24 protein-coding genes are annotated in these 23289 nt (G+C 69.0%); 10 read left to right on the top strand and 14 right to left on the bottom strand.

Going from position 1 to position 23289, the window contains the following annotated elements; genetic code table 11:
- Window positions 1-6: 6 nt before the first annotated feature.
- The 3 genes from EJ903_RS18280 to EJ903_RS18270 form a co-directional block, all read right to left on the bottom strand.
- Window positions 7-1131 (bottom strand): UDP-3-O-(3-hydroxymyristoyl)glucosamine N-acyltransferase, encoded by a 1125-nt coding sequence (locus tag EJ903_RS18280; protein ID WP_126618114.1) that lies wholly within the window; start codon window positions 1129-1131, stop codon window positions 7-9.
- A 128-nt stretch (window positions 1132-1259) separates the two neighbouring features.
- Window positions 1260-2084 carry an ABC transporter permease gene (locus tag EJ903_RS18275; protein ID WP_126618112.1) on the bottom strand — a complete coding sequence of 275 codons (825 nt, stop codon included), beginning with the start codon at window positions 2082-2084 and terminating at the stop codon, window positions 1260-1262.
- Window positions 2071-2889 carry an ABC transporter ATP-binding protein gene (locus EJ903_RS18270; RefSeq protein ID WP_126618110.1) on the bottom strand — a complete coding sequence of 273 codons (819 nt, stop codon included), beginning with the start codon at window positions 2887-2889 and terminating at the stop codon, window positions 2071-2073. The genes EJ903_RS18275 and EJ903_RS18270 overlap by 14 nt, the downstream gene beginning before the upstream one ends.
- 117 nt (window positions 2890-3006) lie before the next feature.
- On the opposite strand from EJ903_RS18270, the gene EJ903_RS18265 reads away from it, so the two are divergent.
- Together EJ903_RS18265 and EJ903_RS18260 are read left to right on the top strand one after the other, a co-directional pair.
- The gene (locus EJ903_RS18265) at window positions 3007-4329 is read left to right on the top strand and encodes an ActS/PrrB/RegB family redox-sensitive histidine kinase (RefSeq protein WP_126618108.1); all 1323 of its coding nucleotides are present in this window, start codon (window positions 3007-3009) and stop codon (window positions 4327-4329) included.
- 2 nt (window positions 4330-4331) lie between these two features.
- The gene (locus EJ903_RS18260; RefSeq protein WP_126618106.1) at window positions 4332-4928 is read left to right on the top strand and encodes an ActR/PrrA/RegA family redox response regulator transcription factor; all 597 of its coding nucleotides are present in this window, start codon (window positions 4332-4334) and stop codon (window positions 4926-4928) included.
- Window positions 4929-5019: 91 nt separating this feature from the next.
- On the opposite strand, the gene EJ903_RS18255 is transcribed toward EJ903_RS18260, so the two are convergent.
- The 8 genes from EJ903_RS18255 to EJ903_RS18220 form a co-directional block, all read right to left on the bottom strand.
- The gene (locus EJ903_RS18255) at window positions 5020-5223 is read right to left on the bottom strand and encodes a YgaP family membrane protein (protein WP_126618104.1); all 204 of its coding nucleotides are present in this window, start codon (window positions 5221-5223) and stop codon (window positions 5020-5022) included.
- A gap of 110 nt (window positions 5224-5333) precedes the next feature.
- Window positions 5334-5999, bottom strand: coding sequence for a Crp/Fnr family transcriptional regulator (locus tag EJ903_RS18250; protein WP_126618102.1), 666 nt, complete (start codon window positions 5997-5999; stop codon window positions 5334-5336).
- 36 nt (window positions 6000-6035) lie between these two features.
- Window positions 6036-6572, bottom strand: coding sequence for an MAPEG family protein (locus EJ903_RS18245; protein ID WP_126618100.1), 537 nt, complete (start codon window positions 6570-6572; stop codon window positions 6036-6038).
- Window positions 6573-6608: 36 nt separating this feature from the next.
- A complete protein-coding gene (locus tag EJ903_RS18240) occupies window positions 6609-7565 on the bottom strand; it encodes an acetyl-CoA carboxylase carboxyltransferase subunit alpha (RefSeq protein ID WP_126618098.1) in 957 nt (318 codons plus the stop codon).
- A gap of 259 nt (window positions 7566-7824) precedes the next feature.
- A complete protein-coding gene (gene aceB / locus EJ903_RS18235) occupies window positions 7825-9420 on the bottom strand; it encodes a malate synthase A (RefSeq protein ID WP_126618096.1) in 1596 nt (531 codons plus the stop codon).
- Between the two features lie 364 nt (window positions 9421-9784).
- Window positions 9785-10861 (bottom strand): site-specific tyrosine recombinase XerD, encoded by a 1077-nt coding sequence (locus EJ903_RS18230; protein ID WP_126618094.1) that lies wholly within the window; start codon window positions 10859-10861, stop codon window positions 9785-9787.
- Window positions 10858-12819, bottom strand: coding sequence for a hypothetical protein (locus EJ903_RS18225; RefSeq protein WP_126618092.1), 1962 nt, complete (start codon window positions 12817-12819; stop codon window positions 10858-10860). The genes EJ903_RS18230 and EJ903_RS18225 overlap by 4 nt, the downstream gene beginning before the upstream one ends.
- A complete protein-coding gene (locus EJ903_RS18220; RefSeq protein ID WP_246015723.1) occupies window positions 12800-12940 on the bottom strand; it encodes a hypothetical protein in 141 nt (46 codons plus the stop codon). The genes EJ903_RS18225 and EJ903_RS18220 overlap by 20 nt, the downstream gene beginning before the upstream one ends.
- Before the next feature lie 303 nt (window positions 12941-13243).
- Here EJ903_RS18220 and EJ903_RS18215 point away from each other — a divergent pair, with 303 nt between their 5' ends.
- The 4 genes from EJ903_RS18215 (at window position 13244) to EJ903_RS18200 (ending at window position 16386) form a co-directional block, all read left to right on the top strand.
- The gene (locus EJ903_RS18215) at window positions 13244-13891 is read left to right on the top strand and encodes a shikimate kinase (RefSeq protein ID WP_126618087.1); all 648 of its coding nucleotides are present in this window, start codon (window positions 13244-13246) and stop codon (window positions 13889-13891) included.
- Window positions 13892-13895: 4 nt separating this feature from the next.
- A complete protein-coding gene (gene aroB, locus EJ903_RS18210; RefSeq protein WP_126618085.1) occupies window positions 13896-15017 on the top strand; it encodes a 3-dehydroquinate synthase in 1122 nt (373 codons plus the stop codon).
- A 183-nt stretch (window positions 15018-15200) separates the two neighbouring features.
- Window positions 15201-15659 carry a CBS domain-containing protein gene (locus EJ903_RS18205; protein WP_126618084.1) on the top strand — a complete coding sequence of 153 codons (459 nt, stop codon included), beginning with the start codon at window positions 15201-15203 and terminating at the stop codon, window positions 15657-15659.
- A 130-nt stretch (window positions 15660-15789) separates the two neighbouring features.
- Window positions 15790-16386 (top strand): DUF2889 domain-containing protein, encoded by a 597-nt coding sequence (locus EJ903_RS18200; RefSeq protein WP_126618082.1) that lies wholly within the window; start codon window positions 15790-15792, stop codon window positions 16384-16386.
- Window positions 16387-16431: 45 nt separating this feature from the next.
- Here EJ903_RS18200 and EJ903_RS18195 read toward each other — a convergent pair whose 3' ends face one another.
- Window positions 16432-16926, bottom strand: coding sequence for a ribbon-helix-helix domain-containing protein (locus EJ903_RS18195; protein WP_126618080.1), 495 nt, complete (start codon window positions 16924-16926; stop codon window positions 16432-16434).
- Window positions 16927-17144: 218 nt separating this feature from the next.
- Entirely contained in the window at window positions 17145-17420 is a 276-nt protein-coding gene (locus tag EJ903_RS18190) for a BolA family protein (protein WP_126618078.1), read from the bottom strand.
- Window positions 17421-17575: 155 nt separating this feature from the next.
- Between EJ903_RS18190 and EJ903_RS18185 the strand changes: the two genes are divergently transcribed.
- The 3 genes from EJ903_RS18185 (at window position 17576) to cobT (ending at window position 21237) form a co-directional block, all read left to right on the top strand.
- Entirely contained in the window at window positions 17576-18169 is a 594-nt protein-coding gene (locus EJ903_RS18185; protein WP_417281850.1) for a J domain-containing protein, read from the top strand.
- Between the two features lie 75 nt (window positions 18170-18244).
- Window positions 18245-19249, top strand: a complete 1005-nt coding sequence (gene cobS / locus EJ903_RS18180) for a cobaltochelatase subunit CobS (RefSeq protein ID WP_126618076.1) — start codon at window positions 18245-18247, stop codon at window positions 19247-19249.
- A 110-nt stretch (window positions 19250-19359) separates the two neighbouring features.
- A complete protein-coding gene (gene cobT / locus EJ903_RS18175; protein WP_126618074.1) occupies window positions 19360-21237 on the top strand; it encodes a cobaltochelatase subunit CobT in 1878 nt (625 codons plus the stop codon).
- A 69-nt stretch (window positions 21238-21306) separates the two neighbouring features.
- On the opposite strand, the gene EJ903_RS18170 is transcribed toward cobT, so the two are convergent.
- Window positions 21307-22047, bottom strand: a complete 741-nt coding sequence (locus tag EJ903_RS18170) for a TetR/AcrR family transcriptional regulator C-terminal domain-containing protein (protein ID WP_126618072.1) — start codon at window positions 22045-22047, stop codon at window positions 21307-21309.
- 103 nt (window positions 22048-22150) lie between these two features.
- On the opposite strand from EJ903_RS18170, the gene EJ903_RS18165 reads away from it, so the two are divergent.
- Window positions 22151-23227 carry an NAD(P)-dependent alcohol dehydrogenase gene (locus EJ903_RS18165; RefSeq protein ID WP_210211473.1) on the top strand — a complete coding sequence of 359 codons (1077 nt, stop codon included), beginning with the start codon at window positions 22151-22153 and terminating at the stop codon, window positions 23225-23227.
- Window positions 23228-23289 lie beyond the last annotated feature (62 nt).

Genomic DNA, 23289 nt, shown 5'->3' with positions numbered 1-23289 from the left:
GGCGGATCAGCCGCGTTCGGGCTGATCGGCACCCGGGCCGTCCGTTGACGGGGTGGCGGGGGCGTCGCTGGCGCGCAAGCGGGCCTTCAGCTCCGCCACGTCGGCGAACAGGCGCTTGAGCCGGGCCAACCCCTTGTACTGCTCGAACGCGCGGGCGCGCGGCACGGCGGGGTAGCCCATATAGACCTCTTTGGCCGGGATGTCGGTGCCGACGCCGGAATTGGCCGCGACCACCGCGTCGTTGCCGATCTTCACATGGTCGGCCACCCCGACCTTGCCCGCCAGCACCACGCGGTCGCCGATGATCGTGCTGCCCGCGACACCGACATGGCCGCACAGCATGCAGTTGGTTCCGATCTGCACGTTGTGGCCGATCTGCACGAGGTTGTCGATCTTGGTCCCGCTGCCGATGCGGGTGGCGGTGACGGTTCCCCGGTCGATGGTCGCCCCGGCCCCGATCTCCACATCGTCGCCCAAAATCACGGTGCCGATGGAGTTGACCCGGCGGATCAGCACGTTGGTGCCGACCACGCGCCCGGTGGTCTTGGCCGATTCGACGCTGCCCGGCTCGGGCGTGACAAAGCTGAAGCCGTCGTTGCCGACCGCCGCGTTGGGGTGGATGATGCAGCGTTCGCCCAGCACCACCCGTTCGCCGATCCGCGCGCCGGGGTGCAGCAGGCTGCCCGCACCGATCACCGCGTCGGCCCCGACGGTGACGTGCGGCAGGATGACCACCCCCGCCCCGATCCGCGCGCGCGGCCCGACATAGGCAAAGGGCGCGATCGACACGCCATCGGCGATCTCCGCATCCGGCGCGACGTATGCCTGCGGGTGGACACCCGCCTCTGCGTGGACCGGGCGTTCGAACAGGTCGAGCAAACCGGCCATGGCGTAGCGCGGCCGCTTGACGATGATGCGCGCGGCCAGCCCCTCCGGCACCTCCGCCCCTTCGGCCACCACGGCGGCGCGCGCCCGGCTGCCGGGCAGCAGCGCCAGCAGATCCTTGTCCATGGCCAGCGCCAGATCCTCCGGCCCCTCGGCCTCCGACGGATGGACGGCGCGCCGGATCACGAGGGTGGCGTCGCCCTCAACCTGGGCACCCAACGCGGCGGCGATCTCGGCGATGTTCATGGCGGCGCAAGCTCCACAACAAAAAGACGGGCGCGGCGATCAGGACACACACGGCGCGCCGGGCGCGCCCTGCTTACCACGGTCGCCCCGCCGCTGGCGAGCCGTTCGGGCAGGCGCTCCCCGCTCCATCACTCCCCGGTCTGCAACAGCGCCCCGCGCACCCGCGCCCGGTGGAAACCGTACAGAAACACCCCGACCGCCACCGCCATATAGAGCGCGTTCAGCCCGACGGCCCAGGCCAGATGATCCCAGCGCATCGCCCCGTCATAGACCACCGCCCGCAGCCCTTCGAACACATGGGCGGACGGCAGCGCCCACGCCACCGCCTGCAACCAGCCGGGCAGGACCGCCACCGGGTAATAGACGGCGCTGACCGGGGCCAGCATGAAGGTGACGATCCAGGCCAGCCCCTCCGCCCCCATGCCATAGCGCAGGATCAGGGCGATGATGACCAGCCCCAGCGACCAGCCCATCAGGATCAGGTTGGCGAAGAACAGCAGCAGCGGCAGCCCCAGCCCGAACACCGAATAGCCGAAAAAGGGCAGCGCCAGCAGGGCGGCGGGGATCACCCCCAGCAGGGTGCGCAGCAGGCTCATCGCCATCAGCGACAGCAGCCATTCGCCGGGGCGCAACGGGCTGACGAACAGATGGCCCAGATTGCGCGACCACATTTCCTCCAGAAACGAGATCGACACCCCCAACTGCCCGCGAAACAGCACGTCCCACAGCAAAACCGCGCTGACCAGCACGCCGCCGCCCTGGGCCACCCAACCGCTCGACGTCGCCATGAACTGGTTGATGTAGCCCCACAGGATCATCTGCACGGTCGGCCAATAGGCCAGCTCCAGCAGGCGCGGCCAGGATCCGCGCAGAAGATACCAATAGCGCAACACCATCGCGCCGACCCGGCGCGGGGAGAAGGCGGGGGAAGCCACCACGTCAGTCCGCCGCATTCGCCCGCTCCGTCATGGGGGTTTCAGCCCGCGCGATGTCCAGGAACACCTCCTCCAGCGTGGCGCGGCCGTAGCGGGCGAGCAGGTCGGACGGCGCGCCCTGGTCGACCACCCGGCCCCGCCGCATCACCAGCACATCGTCGCACAGCCGTTCGACCTCCGGCATGTTGTGGGAGGCGAGCAGGATGGTGGCCCCGGTGCGGGCGCGGTACGCCTCCAGATAGCGGCGGATCCAATCCGCCGTGTCGGGGTCGAGCGAGGCCGTGGGTTCGTCCAGCAACAGCACCTCCGGCTCGTTCAGCAGCGCCTTGGCCAGGGCCACCCGTGTTTTCTGCCCGGCGGACAGACCGCCCGACGGACGATTGAGAAAACGCGCAAGGTCAAGCTGATCGGCCAGATCGCGGACGCGCTTTTTGACGCAGGTCAAACCGTAGAGGTGCCCATAAACGGTAAGGTTCTCCTGCACCGTCAATCGATGGGGCAACTCGACGTAGGGGGAGGAGAAGTTCATGCGCGCAAGCACGGCATGCCGATGGCGCGCCATGTCCACGCCCAGAATTTCCACCCGTCCCGCCGTCGGCAGCAACACCCCCAGCAGCATGGAGATGGTCGTCGTCTTTCCGGCCCCGTTGCCGCCCAACAACCCGGTGACGCTGCCGCGCGCCACCCGAAAGGACACCGCATCCACCGCCGTCACCGCCCCGCCGGGCGTGTCGAACCGTTTGGTCAGTGCCTCGACCGCAATGGCGGGGGGCCGAAGGGGGGAGGCATCGGCGGCGGATGGATCGGGCGGGCGCTGGGTCATGGGCACAGAATATGGTGGCCCCCGGCGCGAACGCCAGAGCCGCAAGCGCCGCCGCCACGCCGACACCCGCACAAAAACAGCGCCGCGACTCACGCGGCCGACCGAGGAAACGCCCCTGTGACCACGCTTGCCACCACCCTGACGGCCCCGCTGTCGCCCCCCACCTACGGATCCCACCCCGACGGGCGCATCACCCTGCGCACGCTGATCCTCATCCGCTGGGTGGCGATCCTGGGACAGATGGCGACGGTGGGGGTTGTGCAGGGCGTCTTGGGCTTTGCCCTGCCGCTGGGTCCGGTGCTGGCGACCATCAGCGCGTCGGTCCTGCTGAATCTGGTGGCGATGGCCCAGCGCGGCGGGCGGCTGCGCCTGCCCGACCGCGACGCCGCGCTCTATCTCAGTTACGACATGCTGCAACTGTCGCTGCTGCTGTATCTGACCGGCGGCCTGAGCAACCCGTTCTGCATCCTGCTGCTGGCCCCGATGACGGTGGGTGCCGCGATCCTGTCGCGCTACAGCACCGTGCTGCTGACCGGGCTGAACCTGAACTGCCTGACCGCGCTGGCGCTGTGGCACTTCCCCTTGCCGTGGGAGGAGCCGATCCGCTCGATGGCCCCGCTCTACGCCTTCGGCGTCTGGCTGGCGCTGTCGGTGTCGGCGGTGTTCATCGCGGGCTACGTCTTCCGCGTGGCGGCGGAGGCCCGCCGCTTCGCCGACGCGCTCGCCGCCTCGCAGGTGGCCTTGGCGCGCGAACAACGGCTGTCGTCGCTGGGCGCGCTCGCCGCCGCCGCCGCGCACGAGCTGGGATCGCCGCTGGGGACCATCGCCGTGGTGGCCAAGGAGTTGGCGCACGACCTGCCGCCCGACAGCCCCTACGCCGAGGACATCGGCCTGCTGCAAAGCCAGGTGATGCGCTGCCGCGAGATCCTGGCCGATCTGGCGCGCAAGCCGGAGGCCGACGGCGGCGACCCGTTCGAACGGCTGCCGTTGACCGCGCTGATCGAGGCCGCCGCCGCGCCGCACCGGCTGGGTCACATCGCCTTCGCCGTCGATCCCCATCCGGTGGGCGAAGCCGAGGAGCCGGTGTTCCGCCGCAGCCCGGAGATCATCCACGGCATCGGCAACTTCATCCAGAACGCCCACCAGTTCGCCCGCCAGCGGGTGACGGTCGCCGCCGCCTGGGACGGCCGGACCGTGACCGTCACCGTGATGGACGACGGCCCCGGCTTTCCCGCCCATCTGCTGGGCCGGATCGGCGAGCCGTATCTGTCGGTGCGCGGCGAACGCTCCAGCCAATCCAGCCACATGGGGCTTGGCATCTTCATCGCCCAGACGCTGCTGGAAAAAACCGGCGCGACGGTGCGTTACGAAAACAACAAGGGCGGTGGTGCCCGGATTTCCGTACGCTGGAAATCAATCAACAGCAAGAAAGAGGATTAACGGTGGAGAACGCCAAGACAACCGACGACGCGCTGTCGGGGGAAACCGTCAAACTCACCTTCACCGGCGACGTGACCCGCAGCCTTTTGATCGTTGACGACGACGCGCCCTTTCGCCTGCGACTGGCGCGCGCCATGGAAAAACGCGGCTTCAACGTGGTGGCCGTGGACAGCGTGCAGTTGGGGATCGAGGTGGCGCAGGAATCCGCCCCCGCCTTCGCCGTGGTCGATCTGCGGCTGGCCGACGGCAGCGGGCTGGACGTGGTGTCCGCCCTGCGCGACGCCCGGCCCGACGCCCGCATCGTCATGCTGACCGGCTATGGCAACATCGCCACGGCGGTGGCGGCGGTGAAGGCCGGGGCGGTCGATTACCTGCCCAAGCCCGCCGACGCCGACGCGGTGGAATCGGCGCTGCTGGCCGATGGCCGCCCCCTGCCCCAGCCGCCGGAAAACCCGATGTCCGCCGACCGCGTGCGCTGGGAACACATCCAGCGCGTGTTCGAGCAGTGCGAGCGCAACGTGTCGGAGACGGCGCGCCGCCTGAAGATGCACCGCCGCACGCTTCAGCGCATCCTAAACAAGCACGCCCCGCGCGGCTGACGCCCCCGGACTTGCGAAAGCGAACAGCCCGCCCGGAATCAACCGAGTGGACTGTTCGCATGGCCAGCGGGCGCGTTGCGTGTGACCCGGATCAGGCCGCGCGGTCATCCCCCGCACCGGTGTTCACCCCCAACAGGGTGTAGGCCGGGCAGGACCCCAAAAACGCGGTCAACAAGGGAACGACGCCGATCAGGCCCCACAGGCTTTGCGGCCCGACAACGGTCAGCGAAATCAGCACAAGCCCGACGATGGCGCGCAAGGCCCGGTCAACCGGGCCGACGTTGCGGCAGAACATGATGGCACCTCTCAGGTGGAAAGAACGCGGGATCGACTCCCGTCCTACGCCCTTTCCCCACCCCCGTCTGTGACGGAGTCACATGATTTCCTAATATTTTCCGGAACGCCTCAACCGTCTGCCAGGCCACCCAGCGCCGCCGCGTCGCGCAGATCGATCCGCCCGCGCGACAGCGCCAGCAAGCCGCGCCGCTCGAACTCCTTCAACTGGCGGCTGACCACCTCGCGCGCGGTCCCCAACTCGACCGCCAGCGCCTGATGGGTCATGGTCAGGCCGCCGTCGGCGTCGCGGTGGTCCAACAGGAAGCGGGCCAGACGCAGATCGACGCGGCCGAACGCCACCTCCTCCACCAGCGCCATCATCCCGGTCAGCCGGGTGCCGAAGGAGGCGAAGACGAAGTTGCGGAACACCGCCGACCGCGCGACCAGATCCTGGAACGGCCCGGCGGCCAGCGCCACCCCGTCCAGGTCGCTTTCGGCCACCGCCTCGGCGCTGTAATCGGCCTGGGTCAGCAGACAGGCGGTGGTGACGATGCAGGTCTCCCCCCGCGCCACCCGGTACAGCACGATCTCGCGCCCGCTGTCGGAGGTCATCTGCACCCGGACCGACCCATCCAGCACCATCAGGAAGGTGTGGCAGCGGTCGCCCGCCCGGAACAGCACCGCCCCGCGCGGGACCGCCACCCGCTGCCCGGCGGCGGTCAGCGCGGCCAACCCGTCGCGCTCCAACCCGGCCAACAACGGAAACGCGCTCAGCCAATCCGATCGGTCGAGCATGTCCTGTCCCCCATACCGCGCTTGCGGCCCCGCCGCTCACGCCACGCTTTTGCTCAGCGCCAGCCCCAGCACCGTGACGTTGGTCGCCAACGTCATCGCCATGCCCGGCGCGCGCCACAGCGGGTGCACCAGATAGCCGCCCCAGAACAGCAAACGGCCCAGACAGAACAGCCCCACCGCCAGCCGCGCCACGCCCAACTCACCCGGCGGTGACAGCGCCACCAGCGCGGCGAGCGCGGGCAGGAAGACCAGCGCCTGTTCCACGCTGTTGCTCAACACCCGTTGGTTGACGCGCTGAAAGGCCGATTCGGGATCGGTCAGCGGGTTGACGGCCCGGCTCCGTCCGCGCGCCAGGATGACGCCGCCAACCATGGCGAACAGGATCGCGGCGGGCCACAGCGCCAACCCGGCCCACACGGCAAAACGGTCCAGCGTGGGATCGGGGAGCGGAACACGACCGGCAAAAACAAAAAACGCGGCGGCGGTGAGGACCGCCACCGCGCCGTTGAGACCGGGGATGCGCGTGATGGACGAAACGGGCCGCGCGGGGGAGGGACGGTTCTCATCGGCCATGGCGATTGCGCCTCCCCCACCCGGTCGTCAGGGCGATCAGCCCAAACCCTTCTGGCCCATCTCCAGGAACTTTTCGCGGCGCTTGGCGCGCAGCGTCGCCCCGTCCAGCCCGTCCAGATCGCGCAGCGACTGTTCGATGGAATCGCCCAACGCCTTGACCATGCCAGCCGGGTCGCGGTGCGCGCCGCCGATGGGTTCCGGCACGACGCGGTCGATGACGCCCAGTTCCTTCAGGTCATGGCTGATGAGGCGCAGCGCAATCGCCGCCTCCCCCGCCATGTCGGAGCTGCGCCACAAGATCGACGCACAGCCTTCCGGCGAGATCACCGAATAGATGGCGTGCTCCAACATCAGGACACGGTCGGCGGTGGCGATGGCGATGGCCCCGCCCGACCCGCCTTCGCCGATCACTGAGGCGACCATCGGCACCTTCAACCGCAGACAGCGGGCGATGCTCGACGCGATGGCCTCCGCCTGCCCGCGCTCTTCCGCCTGCACGCCGGGGAAGGCCCCCGCCGTGTCGACCAGCGAGACGACCGGCAGGTTGAAGCGGTCGGCCAGATCCATCAGGCGTTGGGCCTTGCGGTAGCCCTCGGGCTTGGCCATGCCGAAATTGTGACGGACGCGCGACTCGGTGTCGTGGCCCTTTTCCTGGCCGATGACGACGACCGACCGGCCCCGGAACCGCCCCAGCCCGCCGATGACCGCGCGGTCTTCGGCAAAGCAGCGGTCGCCCGCCAGCGGCGTGAAATCCTCGATCAGCCCGTTGACGTAATCCAGGCAATGCGGACGGTTGGGGTGGCGGGCCACCTGCACCTTTTGCGCGGGCGTCAGCTTGGCGTAGGTCTGCCGCAGGAGCTTGTCGACCTTGGTTTGCAGCTTGGCGACTTCGTCGGCGATGTTGATGTCGCCGGCGTTGGTCAGGTGCCGCAACTCCTCGATCTTGCCTTCAAGCTCGGCGATCGGCTTTTCAAATTCGAGAAAGGTTTGCATGCCGGACACTGTGTTTGGGCGGGGCCTGGGTTTGGCACGGCGTGGGATCGCCAAGCGCGGGCTTGGTTAGCACGACGCGCGCCCCCAAGCCACCGGATAACGACACAACGACAACGTCACGTCCCCCAGGACGGGGTCCAGGACGCCGACCTTCCTCTACCGTGATCGCCCCTGGGATGCCAGGATCATTTTTGGATCAAGGCGGGCAGTGATCAGGTCTTGCCTCCGATCCTCCGCACCGCACCCGGACGTTTCGACCTCACCCCACCCCCGCCAGCAGCCGGTCATCGGCGGGCGTGGTCAGGAAGTCGATGAAATCGGGGGCCGTCACCAGATCGGTGAAGAGAGCGGCGGCGGCGTGGTCGTCCGGCGCGGTGGGGGTGCCGGGCCGGTTGCGGGCGGCCAACTCCTCGGCGATCAGGGCGCGCACCAGATCCACCGTCACCGTCCGGCCATCGTCCAGCGTAACGGCGTGGCGGATCCAGTGCCAAACCTGGCTGCGGCTGATGTCGGCGGTCGCCGCGTCCTCCATCTGGTTGAACAGCGGCACGCAGCCGACGCCGCGCCGCCACGCCGCGATGTGGGCGATGCCGACGGCGATGTTGGTGCGCAGCCCCGCTTCCGTCTTCGGCCCGGTGGGCAGGGCCAGCAAGTCGGCGGCGGTCACGGCCACGTCGGCGCGTTTGCGGGCGGTCTGGTTGGGGGTGGGCATGTAGGCGTCGAACACCGCCATCGCCACCGGGACCAGGCCGGGATGCGCCACCCAGGTACCGTCATGGCCGTTCGACGCCTCGCGCTCCTTGTCGGCGCGCACGCGGGAGAAGGCGGCCTCGTTGGCGGCGGGATCGTCCTTCACCGGGATGAAGGCGGACATGCCGCCGATGACGGGGGCGTTGCGGCGGTGGCCGACCTTGACCGCCAACTGGCTGTAGGCCGAGAGAAAGGGCGTGTCCATCGTCACCGCCGCCCGGTCGGGCAGGACGGCGGCGGGGTCGTTGCGGAAGGTCTTGATGACGCTGGCGATGTAACCCCAACGCCCGCAATTCAGCCCGGCGGCGTGGTCGCGCAGTTCATACAGGATCTCGTCCATTTCAAAGGCGGCGGTGATCGTCTCGATCAACACCGTGGCCTTGATCGAGCCATAGGGCAGCCCCAGGCACTCTTCGGCCAGCACGAACACCTCACGCCACAGCCGCGCCTCGAAATGGCTTTCCAGCTTGGGCAAATAGAGATAGGGGCCGCTGCCGCGCGCCAGCAGGTCCCGCGCGTTGTGGAACAGGAACAGGCCCGCGTCGAACAGGGCGGCGGACACCGCCTCCCCCTCCATCCGCAGACGGGGTTCCGCCCGGTGCCAGCCGCGCGGCCGGACCGCCAGCACGGCGGGGCGGTCGGTCAGCCGGTACGTCTTCCCGGTGGCGGGATCCTCGTGGGTGATCGTCCGGCGCACCGCGTCATAGAGATTGATCTGGCCGTGGAGCAGGTTGGCCCAGGTCGGGCTGCTCGCGTCCTCGAAATCGGCCATGAACAGCTTGGCCTCGGAATTCAGGGCGTTGATGACCGTCTTGCGGTCCACCGGCCCGGTGATCTCGACCCGGCGGTCGCGCAGATCGACCGGCAGTGGGGCGATGGTCCAATCCGCCTCGCGAATCGCGCGGGTTTCGGGCAGGAGATCCGGGCGCTTGCCCTGATCGAACAGCGCCTGCCGCTGGGCGCGGACGTCCAGAAGCCGCAACCGCTCCGGCCCGAACCGCCCCTCCAGCTCCGCCAGAAAGGCCAGCGCCTCCGGCGTCAGGATGCGGTCGAATCCGGGTTCCATCGACCCGCGAATCTCCAGACCCGCGATGATGTCGGCCATGGCGCTGCTCCCCCATCCCTGTTCGTGACCGCCCGATTTGCGGCGGTGGGTTGAAGAGCCTTTGTAGCACGCGACCGTTTTTGGTTGAGGACGACCCAACGTCGCAGTGCGGGGCGCGGGGGGAGGGCGTTGGGATTTTTTGACACAGATGAACACAGATGAACACAGATGAACACAGATGGACACAGATGGACACAGATGAAGATAGATGAAAATTTACTCTCTTCATTTGATCAAAAAACGGCAGCAGTTGATTGAAACACCAATTGATTTATCAATGATTCAGCCATCGAAATTGACGGGATCATTTATTTGTTAAACAACAAAAAACAACACCCCATCATCCATCAAAATCCATCTGTGTTTATCTGTGTTCATCTGTGTCAAAACCATCCCCAACGTCTCCAACCACCCGCCGGGCCAGCGGATGATGTTCCTGCATGACCGCGCGCAGGCGTTCGGTGACGACGTGGGTGTAGATCTGGGTCGTCGCGATGTCGGCATGGCCCAGCATTTTTTGGACGGAGCGCAGATCGGCCCCATGGTCCAGCAGATGGGTGGCGAAGGCGTGGCGCAGGACGTGGGGGCTGACCTTGTCCGGGTCGATGTTGGCGGCCAGCGCCAAATCCTTCAGCAATTGGGCGAAGCGCTGCCGGGTCAGATGCCCATCGGTCGAGCTGCGGGAGGGGAAGAGGAAGGGCGTCTGCGCCGCCTCGCGCCCCGGCACCACGAAATGACCCCGCAGGGGCAGATAGGCGACCAGCGCGGCCAGCGCCGGATCGGACAGCGGGACCAGCCGTTCCTTGCCGCCCTTGCCGCGCACCACCAGCCCGCGCCCGTCGCGCAGGATCGCCGTCATCGGCAGCCCGACCAGCTCGGACACGCGCAGGCCGGTGGCGTAGAGCACCTCCAGCAGGGCGACCAGCCGCAGCCCCTCCGGCCCGCCGCGCGCCTCGGCGGTGGCGATCATCGCCCCGACCTCCGCCTCCGTCAGGATCTTGGGCAGGGGCCGCCCCAGCTTGGGGCTGTCGAGCGCGGAGGCCGGATCGTCCACCCGCAAGCCTTCCGACACCAGAAAGCGGAAGAACTGCCGCATTGCCGACAGCCGCCGGGCAAGGGTCCGGGGGGAGGCCGGATCAACGGATGAATCCCCCTTCGCCATCCGGCCCGACGAGGATTCGTCCGGCGATCCGCTCTGCGCGGCCAGATAGGCCCGCAGATCGTCGGTTCCCGCCCGGTCCAGCGGCGTGCCGCGTTGGCCCAGCCAGCGCCCCAGATCGGTCAGGTCGCGCTCATAGGCCATGCGGGTGTTGGCCGCCGCCCCGCGCTCGGCGGTCAGCATGTCGAGAAAGGCGTCGAGGTGCGGCGACACCGGCAGCGGGCGGGGCTTGGCCGGGCGGCCGCGCCGTTTGGCCGGGGCCGAAGCCGGGGGCTTGATCATCGTTCGGATCCTGTCGGGGCGACCAGGGCCGCCATCGCTTCGCGGACCAGGGCGCGGGCGTCGCCCTCCAGCCCGACCGCCGTCAGATTGGCGGCGACCCGCGCCACCAGCCGGGGCGGCGTTCCGGTGGGGCCGCCCTCGCCCAGCAGCAACAGCGCCACCGCCACGGTTTCGCCTACCCGGCCACCGGTCGCCGCGTCGCCCAGCCGTTGCCACAGCGCCGGATCGACGCCGCCCACCACGCCACCGGGCGGCCCGGCCCCGTCGGTCGCCGCCAGCCACGCCGAATCGGGCACGGCCACGCCCACCGCCTGCAACAAGGCCAGCTGCCCGGCCACCCGCGTCCGCGCGTCGTCCCCGGCCCCGCGCACCGCTTCGGCCAACCAGGGGGACAGGCCCGCCGCGTCGGCCCCGCGCGGCAGCAGGCCGGACACCGCCGCCAGCGGCCACAGCCACGCCGCGTCCGCCGTCCGCCCACGCTGGGCCAGATCGTACCAGCGCTTGGCCGCGTCCAGCCGCCCCACGGCGGCGTAGAGCCGGGTCGCCGCCGGAGCCAGCGCCGCCGCGTCCGGCGTCGGCGACACGGTGTCGAGCAGCGCCGCCGCCGCCCCGCCCACCGGACCGGAGCGCCACAACGGATCGACCAGTTCCACCGCCAGCGCCGCCAGGGCGACGCGGCGGCTTCCGTCCATCGTCGCCGCCATCGCCTGGTGCAGCAGCGCCCGGCCATAGGCGGAGCGGTCGCGCCCGGCCAGATCGCGGGCGCGCAGGATCTCGTCCCCCCGCACCGGGATTTGCGCGTAGAGATCCAGCAATTGCCGGGTGTCGAGGAACAGCGCCGCCGCCGCCCGTTCCCCCGCCGACGCCCGCGTCGCCGGGTCGGTCGCCGGGTTGGTGGCGATCGCCGCCAGCAGGGCCGGGTCGGTCAGCGCCAGCGCGTCCGGCGGAACCGGCACCCGGGCCGTGCGCATCGCCGCCAACGCCACCGGGCTGGCGTCGAGCAGGGCGCGCCGTCCCGGCGGCGGTCCGCCGGTCAACGACTCGGCCAACGGCAAAAAGGGATCGGCCCGACCGGCGCGCTCGCGCAGCATCGCCAGCGCCAGATCGGCCCCGGCGCGGTCGCCCAGACGGGCGCGGCAATAGAGATCGACCTTGCGCCAATAGGGATCCTCGAACCCCTGCCCACGGGCCTGAGCCTTGGCGCACTCCATCGGGCCGAACAGCAGCTCCGCGTCGGTCAGGGCGCGGGCGGCGGCCTCATCCCCGCTCAACAGGCCGGGCAGCCGGTCGGCCAGTTCGGCGGCGGCGCGGGCGTCGCCCAGCCGGGCCAGCGCCGTCACCCGCAGCGCGCCAAAGCGGCGGCCAGAGCGGTGGGAGGATGGCGCGTCGCCAAAAACGGGGGCCGGGCCGGAGGGTGGCGCGCCAGCGGACACCGCCAAAGCGGGGGATCCCGCGCTCAACAGCAAACGGCGTTGCAGCGCCTTGGCGGTGGGCGACGGGGTGTTGACCGGCAACGCGGCGAGCAGCGGGAGGGCATCGGCCTGGGACACGCCGCGCCAGGGATCGCCGCCCAGCCCCTCGCCACCGCTGAGCAGACCGGCCCCGTCCGGGTCGGGCGGCCCCAGCGGCTGGGACGCGACCGGCGGCGGGCGCGGAACCACCGGAACCACCGCCATGGAGGGAGCGGCGGGCGGGGCGGCCTCCTCCACCGGCGAGGTCACAGGGGGAGCCACAGGCGACGGAACCGGGACCGAGGCGGACGGATCAGCCGACGGTGTGAGGCGGATCGGCGGGCCAACCACCTGGGCGCAGGCGGTGTCCATCGTCATCAGTGGAAGCGCCGCGAGGCAAGCGGCCAGGCATCGGGCGGTCAGCGCGCAGGCCAGCGACGACCGGCTGATTCCCCGCCCCCGCCGGGTCGCCCCCGGTCGGGACGGGTCAGCGCGGGAACCGCTCATCCGGCAGAACCTTCTCCACCGCCTTGGACGGAGCCGGCAGGTCCCAGGACGCCAGGAGCACCACACCGCCACACAAGACCAGCAGCAGCAAAACGAGAAGGACGGAGGCGAACCGGCTCATGACACCAGAACTGTTGTGACGGGAGAACGACAAGGCCAGGAACCCTATCAGAGTGGAAACCACGCGGCGTGGGACAAGAAACGGCCGCCGCCCCGCGCGCGGCCACCGGGCAGCGTCGGCCCGAAGGCCACCCGTCGCTCAACGGGGCGCAGTGTAGCCGCAGGACCGGACCCGGCGCAACAGACGCAACCGTGCGGAATGCGCGGATCAACCGCCCGCCGCCTGCGTTCCGGGATGGCGTCCGGGGGCGGTTGCTTGCTATGACGGTGCGACGTCACGAATCGGCGATATGGACAAGGCACGATGGGACTGCGCAACGCGACGACCGACCCGCATCCGGCTCCGGCGGAGGACGCGCCGCCGCGCCTGCCCCGCACGGTGGTGCTGGTCGGCCTGATGGGGGCGGGGAAAAGCGCCATCGGTCGCCGTCTGGCCGCGCGCCTGAACCTGCCCTTCCGCGACGCCGACATCGAGATCGAGGCGGCGGCGGGCTGCACCATCGCCGAAATCTTCGCGCGCGATGGCGAACCGGTGTTCCGCGCGGTGGAACGCAAGATCATCGCCCGCCTGCTGACCGAGGAGCCGGTGCACATCCTGGCCACCGGCGGCGGGGCCTTCATGGACGCCGACACCCGCGCCACCGTCCACGCCCATGGCGTGTCGGTCTGGCTGCGCGCGGAACTCGACGTGCTGATCGCCCGCACCGCCAAGCGCACCCACCGCCCGCTGCTGAACCAGGGCAACCCGCGCGACGTGCTCAGCCGCCTGATGAATCTGCGCTATCCGGTCTACGCCGACTCCGACCTGACCGTGGTCAGCGACGAACGCCCGCCCGACGCCACGGTCGAACTGGTGATCGAGGCGCTGGAGCGGCATTTCGGCATCCCCCTGCCCCACCGCGCCGCGCCGACCGCCGCCCCCGCCACCAGCAAACCCGCCGGGACTCCATAAGACCATGACCGCTCCGCTCGACACCGTTCACCTGAACCTCGGCGCCCGCAGCTACGACATTCTGGTCGGCGACGGCATCCTGTCCGACGCGGGGTCCCGCATCGCCGCGATCACGCGGGGCCGCGCCCCCATCGTCGTCACCGACGCCAACGTCGGGCCGCGCCACCTCGACACGCTGAACGCCGCGCTGATCGAGGCGGGGATTGCGCCCGCCCCGGCCATCACCGTCCCGGCGGGGGAAAAGACCAAGGATTTCGGCCACTTCCAAACCCTGCTGGAGGAGGTTCTGGGGCGCGGAATCGAACGGTCCACCGTGCTGCTGGCGCTGGGCGGCGGGGTGGTCGGCGATCTGTGCGGCTTCGCAGCGGCCTCTCTGCTGCGCGGCATCGACTTCATCCAGGTGCCGACGACGCTGCTGTCGCAGGTGGACAGCTCCGTCGGCGGCAAGACCGGCATCAACAGCCGCCACGGCAAGAACCTGATCGGGGCCTTCCACCAACCCCGGCTGGTCATCGCCGACACCGCCACGCTCGACACCCTGCCCAAGCGCGAGGTGCTGGCCGGTTACGCCGAGGTGGTGAAATACGGGCTGATCCGCCTGCCCGACTTCTTCACCTGGCTGGAGGGCAACGGCCAGCGCGTGGTCGATGGCGACAGCGCCGCCCGCCGCCACGCCGTGACCGTCAGTTGCCGGGCCAAGGCCGACATCGTCGGGGTGGACGAGCGGGAGAGCGGCGACCGCGCCCTGCTCAATCTCGGCCACACCTTCGGCCACGCGCTGGAGGCGGCGACCGGCTTCGGCCAAACCCTGCTGCACGGCGAAGGTGTGGCGATCGGCATGGTGCTGGCTTTTGACCTGTCGGTGAAGCTCGGCCTGTGCCCGGCCGACGACGCGCGGCGCGCCCGCGCCCATCTGGCCGCCGTCGGCCTGCCGGTGCGCCCGACCGACATCCCCGGCGTGGCCTGGAACGTCGATGAGCTGATCGCGTCGATGGCCAAGGACAAGAAGGTGGCCGATGGCCGCATCACCTTCATCCTGGCCAACGGCATCGGCCAGGCCTTCACCCGCCGCGACGTGGACGCCGACGCGGTTCGCGCCGTGTTGACCGAGGCGGTGACGGCCTGATCCTTTTGGCGCAGGGGTGGGGCCTTCCCTCCTTCCACCCCAGCCGAAATGGATAGGGTTATGACAATCCGTCTCGTTGACTGATTGGATGGTCCGCTGTCACGATCAAGGGTCCGCAGCGCACACCGCGCGCCGCGCAACGTTGGTTGTCCGCTAAAATCCACACAATCAGGAGGGGGACACATGCCGACCCGCAAACTGGTGCCCGACGTCATCAAGAATCAGGCTTTGTCGTGCCTGCCGCCCAGCGCGACGGCGCGCGACGCCGCCTTGCTGATGGCCGAGCGCCGCATCGCCGCCGTTCTGGTGACGGAAGGCCGGACCCTGAAGGGCATCGTCACCGAACGCGACATGACCGTGCGGGTGGTGGCCGCCGGGCTGGATCCGGCGACCACCCCATTGAGCGTGGTGATGACCGCCGACCCGGACACGCTGCCGCCCTCTTCCCCCGCCATCGCCGCGCTGGACCTGATGGAACGGCACCATTACCGCCATCTTCCCGTCGCCGTGGACGGCGAGGCCGTGGGTATGGTGTCGATTCGCGACCTGTTCGCCGTGGTCCGCGCCCATCTGGAGGATGAGATCCGCGACCGCGAAGCCTACATGTTCGGATCGGGCTATTCGGCGGAGGGGGCGGCCTGATCGCCTCACCCCTGACGCATAGGTAACGCTGCATTGCGGCGGGGTTGGCTTGACCCATGGGCGAACCCCGCCGATAGTTCGTGATGCCGCAGGACAATCCGTTCCCAGGCACACCGAACCGAGAGCCGCGATGCCCCTGTCCGCCCCCGCCGACCGCCAGCCGATCCACACCCGCAAGGTGACGTGCGAAGGCTTCCGCCGCGCCGATGGCCTGTGGGACATCGAGGGCCACATCACCGACGTCAAGGCCTATCCCTTCCACACGGACGAGCGCGGCCACCTGGAACCGGGCGACCCCATCCATCAGATGTGGATGCGCCTGACGGTGGACGACCAGTTGACCGTCCAGGCGGTGGAGGCGGTGACGGACCACAGCCCCTACCGCGCCTGCCCCACGATCACCCCCCGGTTCCAGGCACTGGTCGGTTTGCGCGTCGGCCCCGGTTGGACCCGTGCGGTCAAGGAAAGGCTGGGCGGGCCGCAGGGCTGCACCCATCTGGTGGAGTTGCTGGGACCGATGGCGACCACCGCCTTTCAGACCGTGTTTCCCATCCTGACGCGGGAAAAGGCGGAAAAGGCGAAGGCCGAAGGTCGCCCGGCAGCGGACCGCAAGGAGCGCCCGGCCCTGTTGAACATGTGCCACATCTTCGCCAGCGATGGCGAGGTTACGCGCAAGCACTGGCCGGAGCATTACACCGGCCCAGGCGCTGAAGAAGCGGCGGACTGACGCGCGCCTCGGCCCGCATCACCCCGCGTCACACCCCGGCGCGCGTCACACCTCCACGAAGGACCGCGCGCCCGTCACCAGCTTCGCACCGGTCGTACAGAAATCTTCATCGTTCACATCGCGGGTGGGCGGTGCGGACACGGCGTCCGCATCGCCCTCACCCTTGGGCAATTCGAACGGGGTTCCCACAAAGGGATCGCTGCCGCCGTGACCGGCGCGCAGATGGCCGTCCTCCGTGCAGGCCCGCCGATAATAGGCGGCGATGAAAACCCGCACCGCCGAGGTCAGGGTGACGTCGGCCTCCTCCGGTGGCACGCCGCGACGGCGGGCCTGCTCCTCGATCCGTTCCTTGATCGCGGTGCACAGCTTGTTGACCGAAAGATTTTCCCGATGGCCGATCTCTTCCAGCGCATCCCACATGGACGGTTCCAACCGCATGCTCGTGCGGTGGCCCCCGACCATGATGTTCTGGCTCCTCAGCGGCTCCACCCCGTGCTTGGGAAGATCCGCCCGCTTTTTCTTCGGCCCACGTTTAGCCATTCGCCGCCCTTTCCATGAACCCCAACGAACACGCGCAGTGTGTGTCCGTCCTGGCGCGATACATGGTTGTACAGATGGCACTCTACTAAACGATACGAGAATTGCAACAACACTCGCCGAATTTCGCGTCCCGGTTTTCTAAAATGACGACCATCGGTTGCACGCCTATGTGTGCATTTCTGTCGAGCACCCCCCGCAATGTTTCGAATTATTTGGTCTCACGCCGCCGCTTCGGCTGGGGTTTGCGTGGTCAGGGCCAGGGCATGGACACGCTCGCGCAGCTCGTCCGCCAGCAGGGCGTAAACCATCCGCTGCCGCGCCACCCGTGATTGCCCGGTGAAGGCCGCTGACACGACGGTGACGTGGAAATGGGTTTCGCCCTTGGCGTCGGCCCCGGCGTGCCCGGCGTGTCGGTGGGATTCATCCACAACCTCCAATCGGTCGGGCGACAGGCCATCGGTCAGCTTTTGGCGGATGCGGGCGGCGTATTCCATGGGAGCCTCAATTGGTGATCAGGCAGAACGGCTTGTGCCCACCCAAGAGGGGCAAGCTGCGGCACCCCTGTCAAGCCGGTGATGCTCCTTGCGCGCGCATGACGGACGGACGCGCGGGCGCGCTTGCCAGACCGTTTGCCGCTTCTCATACTCCGATGATGACCAAGAGCCGTGCCCGCAACAGCTATGATCCCCACCCCGCCGCCGCGCGCGCGGGTGCCCGCGTCTGCGATCATCCCGATTGCGTCGCGGCGGGTGAGCATCGCGCGCCCAAAAGCCGCAGCTCGCTGAACGAGTATTGGTGGTTCTGCCTGGAGCACGCGCGCGACTACAACCGCGCCTGGGACTATTACGCGGGCATGAGCGTCGACGAGATCGAGGCCGAGGTCCGCCGCGACACCACATGGCAGCGCCCAAGCTGGCCGATGGGCAAATGGGGTGCCCAGGAAAAATTCCTGCGCGACCGCGTGCTGCACGGCTTCAGCTTTGAATTCGGCCGCGACGCCGACAGCGCGGAGGCCGAGGCGAAGGCCGCCCAGCGCCGCCAGGCCGTCCGCACGGCGGAGGAGGAGGCGTTGGCCGTCCTGAACCTGACGCCGCCGGTCGATTTCGTGCAGATCAAGGCGCGTTACCGCGAGCTGGCCAAACAGCACCATCCCGACGCGAACGGAGGAGACAAGGCCGCCGAAGAAAAATTGAAAGAGATCAATCTCGCCTACAACACGCTGAAAGCCTGTTATGCTGCGTGAACCCCCGATGGCGGGCCGGGTTTTCCCCGCGACCGCCGGACAACCGACACTCGCTGGAACGTAAGAAGCCAACCCATGCCTTCCCAAGGAGCCACGCAGGCCAGTTCGGCCCTGTTCGACCACAAGCCCGACACCACCGTTTCCGTGCGCGATGTCTTCGGCATCGACAGCACCATGCAGGTGCCGGCTTTCAGCCAACGCACCGAACATGTGCCGGACGTGGACGAAGCCTATCGCTTCGACCGCGACACGACGCTGGCGATCCTTGCCGGATTCGCGTTCAACCGACGCGTCATGATCCAGGGCTATCACGGCACCGGCAAATCCACCCACATCGAGCAGGTGGCCGCCCGCCTCAACTGGCCCTGCATCCGCGTCAACCTGGACAGCCACATCAGCCGCATCGACCTGATGGGCAAGGACGCCATCGTCCTGCGCGACGGCGTCCAGGTCACGGAATACCGCGAAGGCATCCTGCCCTGGGCCTTGCAGCACGCCTGCGCCCTGGTGTTCGACGAATACGACGCGGGCCGCCCCGACGTGATGTTCGTGATCCAGCGCGTGCTGGAACTGGAAGGCAAGCTGACGCTGCTGGACCAGAACCGCGTCATCCGCCCGCACCCGGCCTTCCGCCTGTTCGCCACCGCCAACACGGTCGGTCTGGGCGACACCACCGGCCTGTATCACGGGACCCAGCAGATCAACCAGGGCCAGATGGACCGCTGGAACATCGTGGCGACGCTGAATTACCTGCCGGTCGAGGATGAAATCCGCATCGTCTCGGCCAAGGTGAAGGTGTACGACGACGCCAAGGGCCGCGATCTGGTCGCGTCGATGGTGCGTCTGGCCGACCTGACCCGCACCGGCTTCATCCAGGGGGACATCTCCACCGTGATGAGTCCGCGCACGGTCATCACCTGGGCGGAAAACGCGCGCATCTTCAACGACGTGGCCTTTGCCTTCCGCATCACCTTCCTCAACAAGTGCGATGAGGTGGAGCGTCCGACGGTCGCGGAATATTACCAGCGCTGCTTCGGCGTCGAACTGCCGGAAACCGGGGTCCAAGCCACCCTCGTGTGACCGGCCGCCGGACCGCCGCGCCTGCTCCCCGACCGGACAGGCGCGGCGTTGCGGCCCGGTTGCAACGCCGGACCGCCGCTGATTGACCGCCACCAACGAAGACCCCAGCGATGACCACCCAGAACGACAGCCCCGTCGAGGCCTTCAAGCGGTCCACCACCGCCACCGTGCGCGCCCTGTCGCACCGGGCGGAGGTGCAGGTCGCCTTTTCCTCCGACCCGCCGGGCATGGCCGGGCAACGGGTGCGGGTCCCGCTTCCGGCGCGCGATCTCAACCCGGTGGACATCGCCAAGCTGCGCGGGGCCGCCGACGCGGTGGCGCTGCGCCTGCGTCACCATGATCCGATGATTCACGCCCACCGCCAGCCGCTGGGCGATTCCGCCCGACTGGCCTTCGACGCGCTGGAACAGGCGCGGTGCGAGGCGCTGGGCGCGCGCCACATGGCGGGCATCGCCCGCAATCTGGAAGCGGCACTGGACGACAAATACGCCCGCCAGGGCTTCGACCGCTTCGAGGATCGCGGGCAGGTCCCCTTGTCCGAAGCGCTGCGGATGATCGCGCGCGAGGTGATGACCGGCGCGCCGCCGCCGCCTGCCGCCGCCCACGCCGTCGATCTCTGGCGGCCCTGGATCGAGGAGAAGCTGGGCAAGGATCTGCACGGACTGGCCGATCACGCCGCCGATCAGGATTCCTACGCCCGCGCCGTCCGCCGCCTGCTGACCGATCTCGACATGGAGGTCGGCCAGGAACCGGAAGACCAGGAGCAGGAGGAGGACGACACCCAAAACGCGTCGGACAATTCCGACTCCTCGCAACAGGGGCAATCGCGCGGGGAGGATGACTCCGACAGCGACTCCGAATCGATGGCGTCGTCGGAGATGCAGGACTCCTCCGAAATGGGCGACAGCGCCGAGGAGGGGGCCGGCGAAGACGGCGACATGGAGATGGGCGAGGGCGAAGGGGCCGAACAGCCCGCCGGTCCCGGCCAACCCTGGCGCGCCGACCAGAGCCGCCGCAACGACACCGATCCCAACGCCTACAAGGCCTACACCACCAAATTCGACGAGGTGGTCGAGGCGTCCGACCTGTGCGACCCGGCGGAGCTGGAACGGCTGCGCGCCCTGCTGGACCAGCAGTTGCAGCATCTTCAGGGCGTGATCTCCAAACTGGCCAACCGCCTGCAACGCCGCCTGATGGCCAAGCAGCAACGGACCTGGAGCTTCGATCTGGAGGAGGGCATCCTCGACGCCGCCCGGCTGGCCCGCGTCGTCGCCAACCCGGTGCTGCCGCTGTCCTTCAAGAAGGAAAAGGAAACCGATTTCCGCGACACCGTGGTGTCGTTGCTGATCGACAATTCCGGCTCGATGCGCGGGCGGCCCATCTCCATCGCCGCGATGAGCGCCGACATCCTCGCCCGCACGCTGGAACGCTGCGCGGTGAAGGTGGAGGTTCTGGGTTTCACCACCCGCGCGTGGAAGGGCGGGCAATCGCGCGAATCCTGGGTGGCGGCGGGCAAGCCGTCCAACCCAGGCCGCCTGAACGATCTGCGCCACATCGTCTACAAGGCCGCCGACATGCCGTGGCGGCGCGCCCGCAAGAATCTGGGCCTGATGCTGCGCGAAGGCGTGCTGAAGGAGAACATCGACGGCGAGGCGCTGCAATGGGCCTTCAACCGCCTGTTGGCCCGCCCCGAACAGCGCCGCATCCTGATGGTGATCTCCGACGGAGCGCCGGTCGATGATTCGACGCTTTCGGTCAACGCGGGTAACTATCTGGAACGCCACCTGCGCCAGGTGATCGAACAGATCGAAACCCGGTCGCCGGTGGAGCTGGTCGCCATCGGCATCGGCCACGACGTCACCCGCTATTACCGCCGCGCCGTCACCATCGTGGACGCCGAGCAGTTGGGCGGAACCATGATGAACAAGCTGGCCGAACTGTTCGACGAGGACGACCGGCGCGGCGGCGGGCGTCGCCGCTGGCGCTGACCAGGGCCATCACACGGGCGGCGATCATGACGCGGGCGACCCATGGCGGGGAGCCGGGCCGCCCGTCTTTCAGGCACCTGTCGGGTGCTGCGGGGGCGGCGTTTCCGACGGCGACTCGGCAAGGCTGGCCAACCGCACCCGTTCCAAACCGTCCAGAATCAGGTCCAGCCCAAAGGTGAAGGCGTGCAGGCCGTCGTGGCGGCCCTCCGCCACCTCGGCCGTCAGCCCCCGGAAATAGGGCAGATCGGGCGGAATCATCGGCAGATAGCCGCGCGCCGCCGGGGCGTATTCTTCCGGCTTCAGCGGAAATTTCAGCGCCTGGACCGTGAAGCCATAGACATGGCTGTCGATGGCGTTCCACGCGTGATCGGCCTGGGCGTAGCTGAACCCCGCCTCGCGCAGGCAACCGACGGTCGCGTTGATGTAGCGCAGCATCATCGGCCCGACGCTGATCCGCGAGATGATGAGCAAGGCCGCCCAGGGATGGCGCGTCAGCGTCGCGTGGGCCGATACCGCGCGCCGCCGCATCTCGGCCCGCCAATCGCCGCCGATGGCGGGCAAGTCGATCTCCCCGACGACGCGGTCGACCAGACCGGACAGCAGCGCGTCCTTGTTGGCGACGTGGTTGTAGAGCGACATCGCCTCCACCCCCAGGGCGCTGGCCACCCGGCGCATGGACAGCGCGTCCAACCCCTCCGCGTCCGCAAGCGACAGGGCGGCGTCCAGCACCCGGTCCGGCGTCAGCGGTTGGCGCGTCGAGGAACGCGGGGCGCGGCGCGTCGGAGTCGGTGGGGTGGTGGCTTTGGCCATCGCTTGAATCGTCCCGGCTTGACAAACTTACCACGTAAGTTTTACCTGATCCCACGCTTACGCCGTAAGCACAAGACCCTTGCAACACAGGTGGTAGCCGATCATGAGTGCGCTGAAAAGCCCGGCAGAGGACGGGGATGATCTGGGGGCTGATGCGGATTCGCCCCGGCGTGGCGACCACCGTCTCAGCATGGCGGCGGTGGTGGCCGACCGCTATGGCCCGCCCGACATCCTGCGGGTGGACGCGCTGCCTCCTCCGGTCGTTGCGGACGACGAGGCGCTGATCCAGGTCCGGGCCGCGACCTTGTGCAAGGGTGACGTCCATCTCCTCACCGGCCGCCCCCACGCGCTTCGGCTCGCCGGATACGGCCTCCGTCGCCCGGCCCACCGGGTTCCCGGTCAATCCCTGGCCGGGTGGGTGTGCGCCGTCGGGCGGAACGTCACCGGCCTGCGGGTGGGACAGGAGGTGTTCGGGCTGGTGCATGGCGGGGCCTTCGCCGAATTCGCCGCCGTCCCGGCCGATCACCTCGTGCCGATTCCCGCCCACCGAACGGCGGAACAGGCCGCCGCGCTGCCGCTGTCGGGCCTGACCGCGCTGCAAGCGCTGCGCAACGCCGGGCGGCTGCAAGCCGGGCAGCGCGCGCTCATCAACGGCGCGTCGGGCGGGGTGGGAACGCTCGCGGTGCAGATCGCCAAGGCGCTGGGGGCGGAGGTGACGGCGGTGTGCAGCGGGCGGAACGTGGCCAGCGTCGCCGCGCTGGGGGCGGACCGCGTGGTGGATTACCAGCGGGAGGATGTGGCCCGCTGCGGCCTGACCCACGATGTGATTCTGGATTTGGTCGGCAACCGCCCACCGTCGGACTGGCTTCCCCTGATGACGCGCGAGGGCGTCTTCGTCTCCGGCTCCGCCGGGCCGGGCGGCGATTGGGTGGGGCCGCTGGTGTGGATGGCCAGGGTGGCGGCCGTCGGGGCGCTGTCCCGCCGCCGGATGACCCCGTTCCTGATGAAGCCGAACAGGCCCGATCTGCTGACGCTTGGCTCCCTGCTGGAACGCGGGCAGGTGCTGCCGGTGATCGACCGCCGTTTCTCCCTGGACCAGACCGCCGACGGATACCGTCATTTGATGGAGGGGCACGCCCAGGGAATCAGCGTGATCGCGATGCCGCAGGGCGCGGCGTGACCAAACGGCCCCGCCACAGAAGCCGTCGCCAACCGGGCGGCGGCGCGGGATGCGCAGCCAAA

The sequence above is a fragment of the Azospirillum griseum genome (assembly GCF_003966125.1).
Lineage (GTDB): Bacteria > Pseudomonadota > Alphaproteobacteria > Azospirillales > Azospirillaceae > Azospirillum > Azospirillum griseum.
The sequence above is the reverse complement of the archived record's forward strand: the minus strand, read 5'-3'. Positions and strand labels throughout refer to the sequence as shown.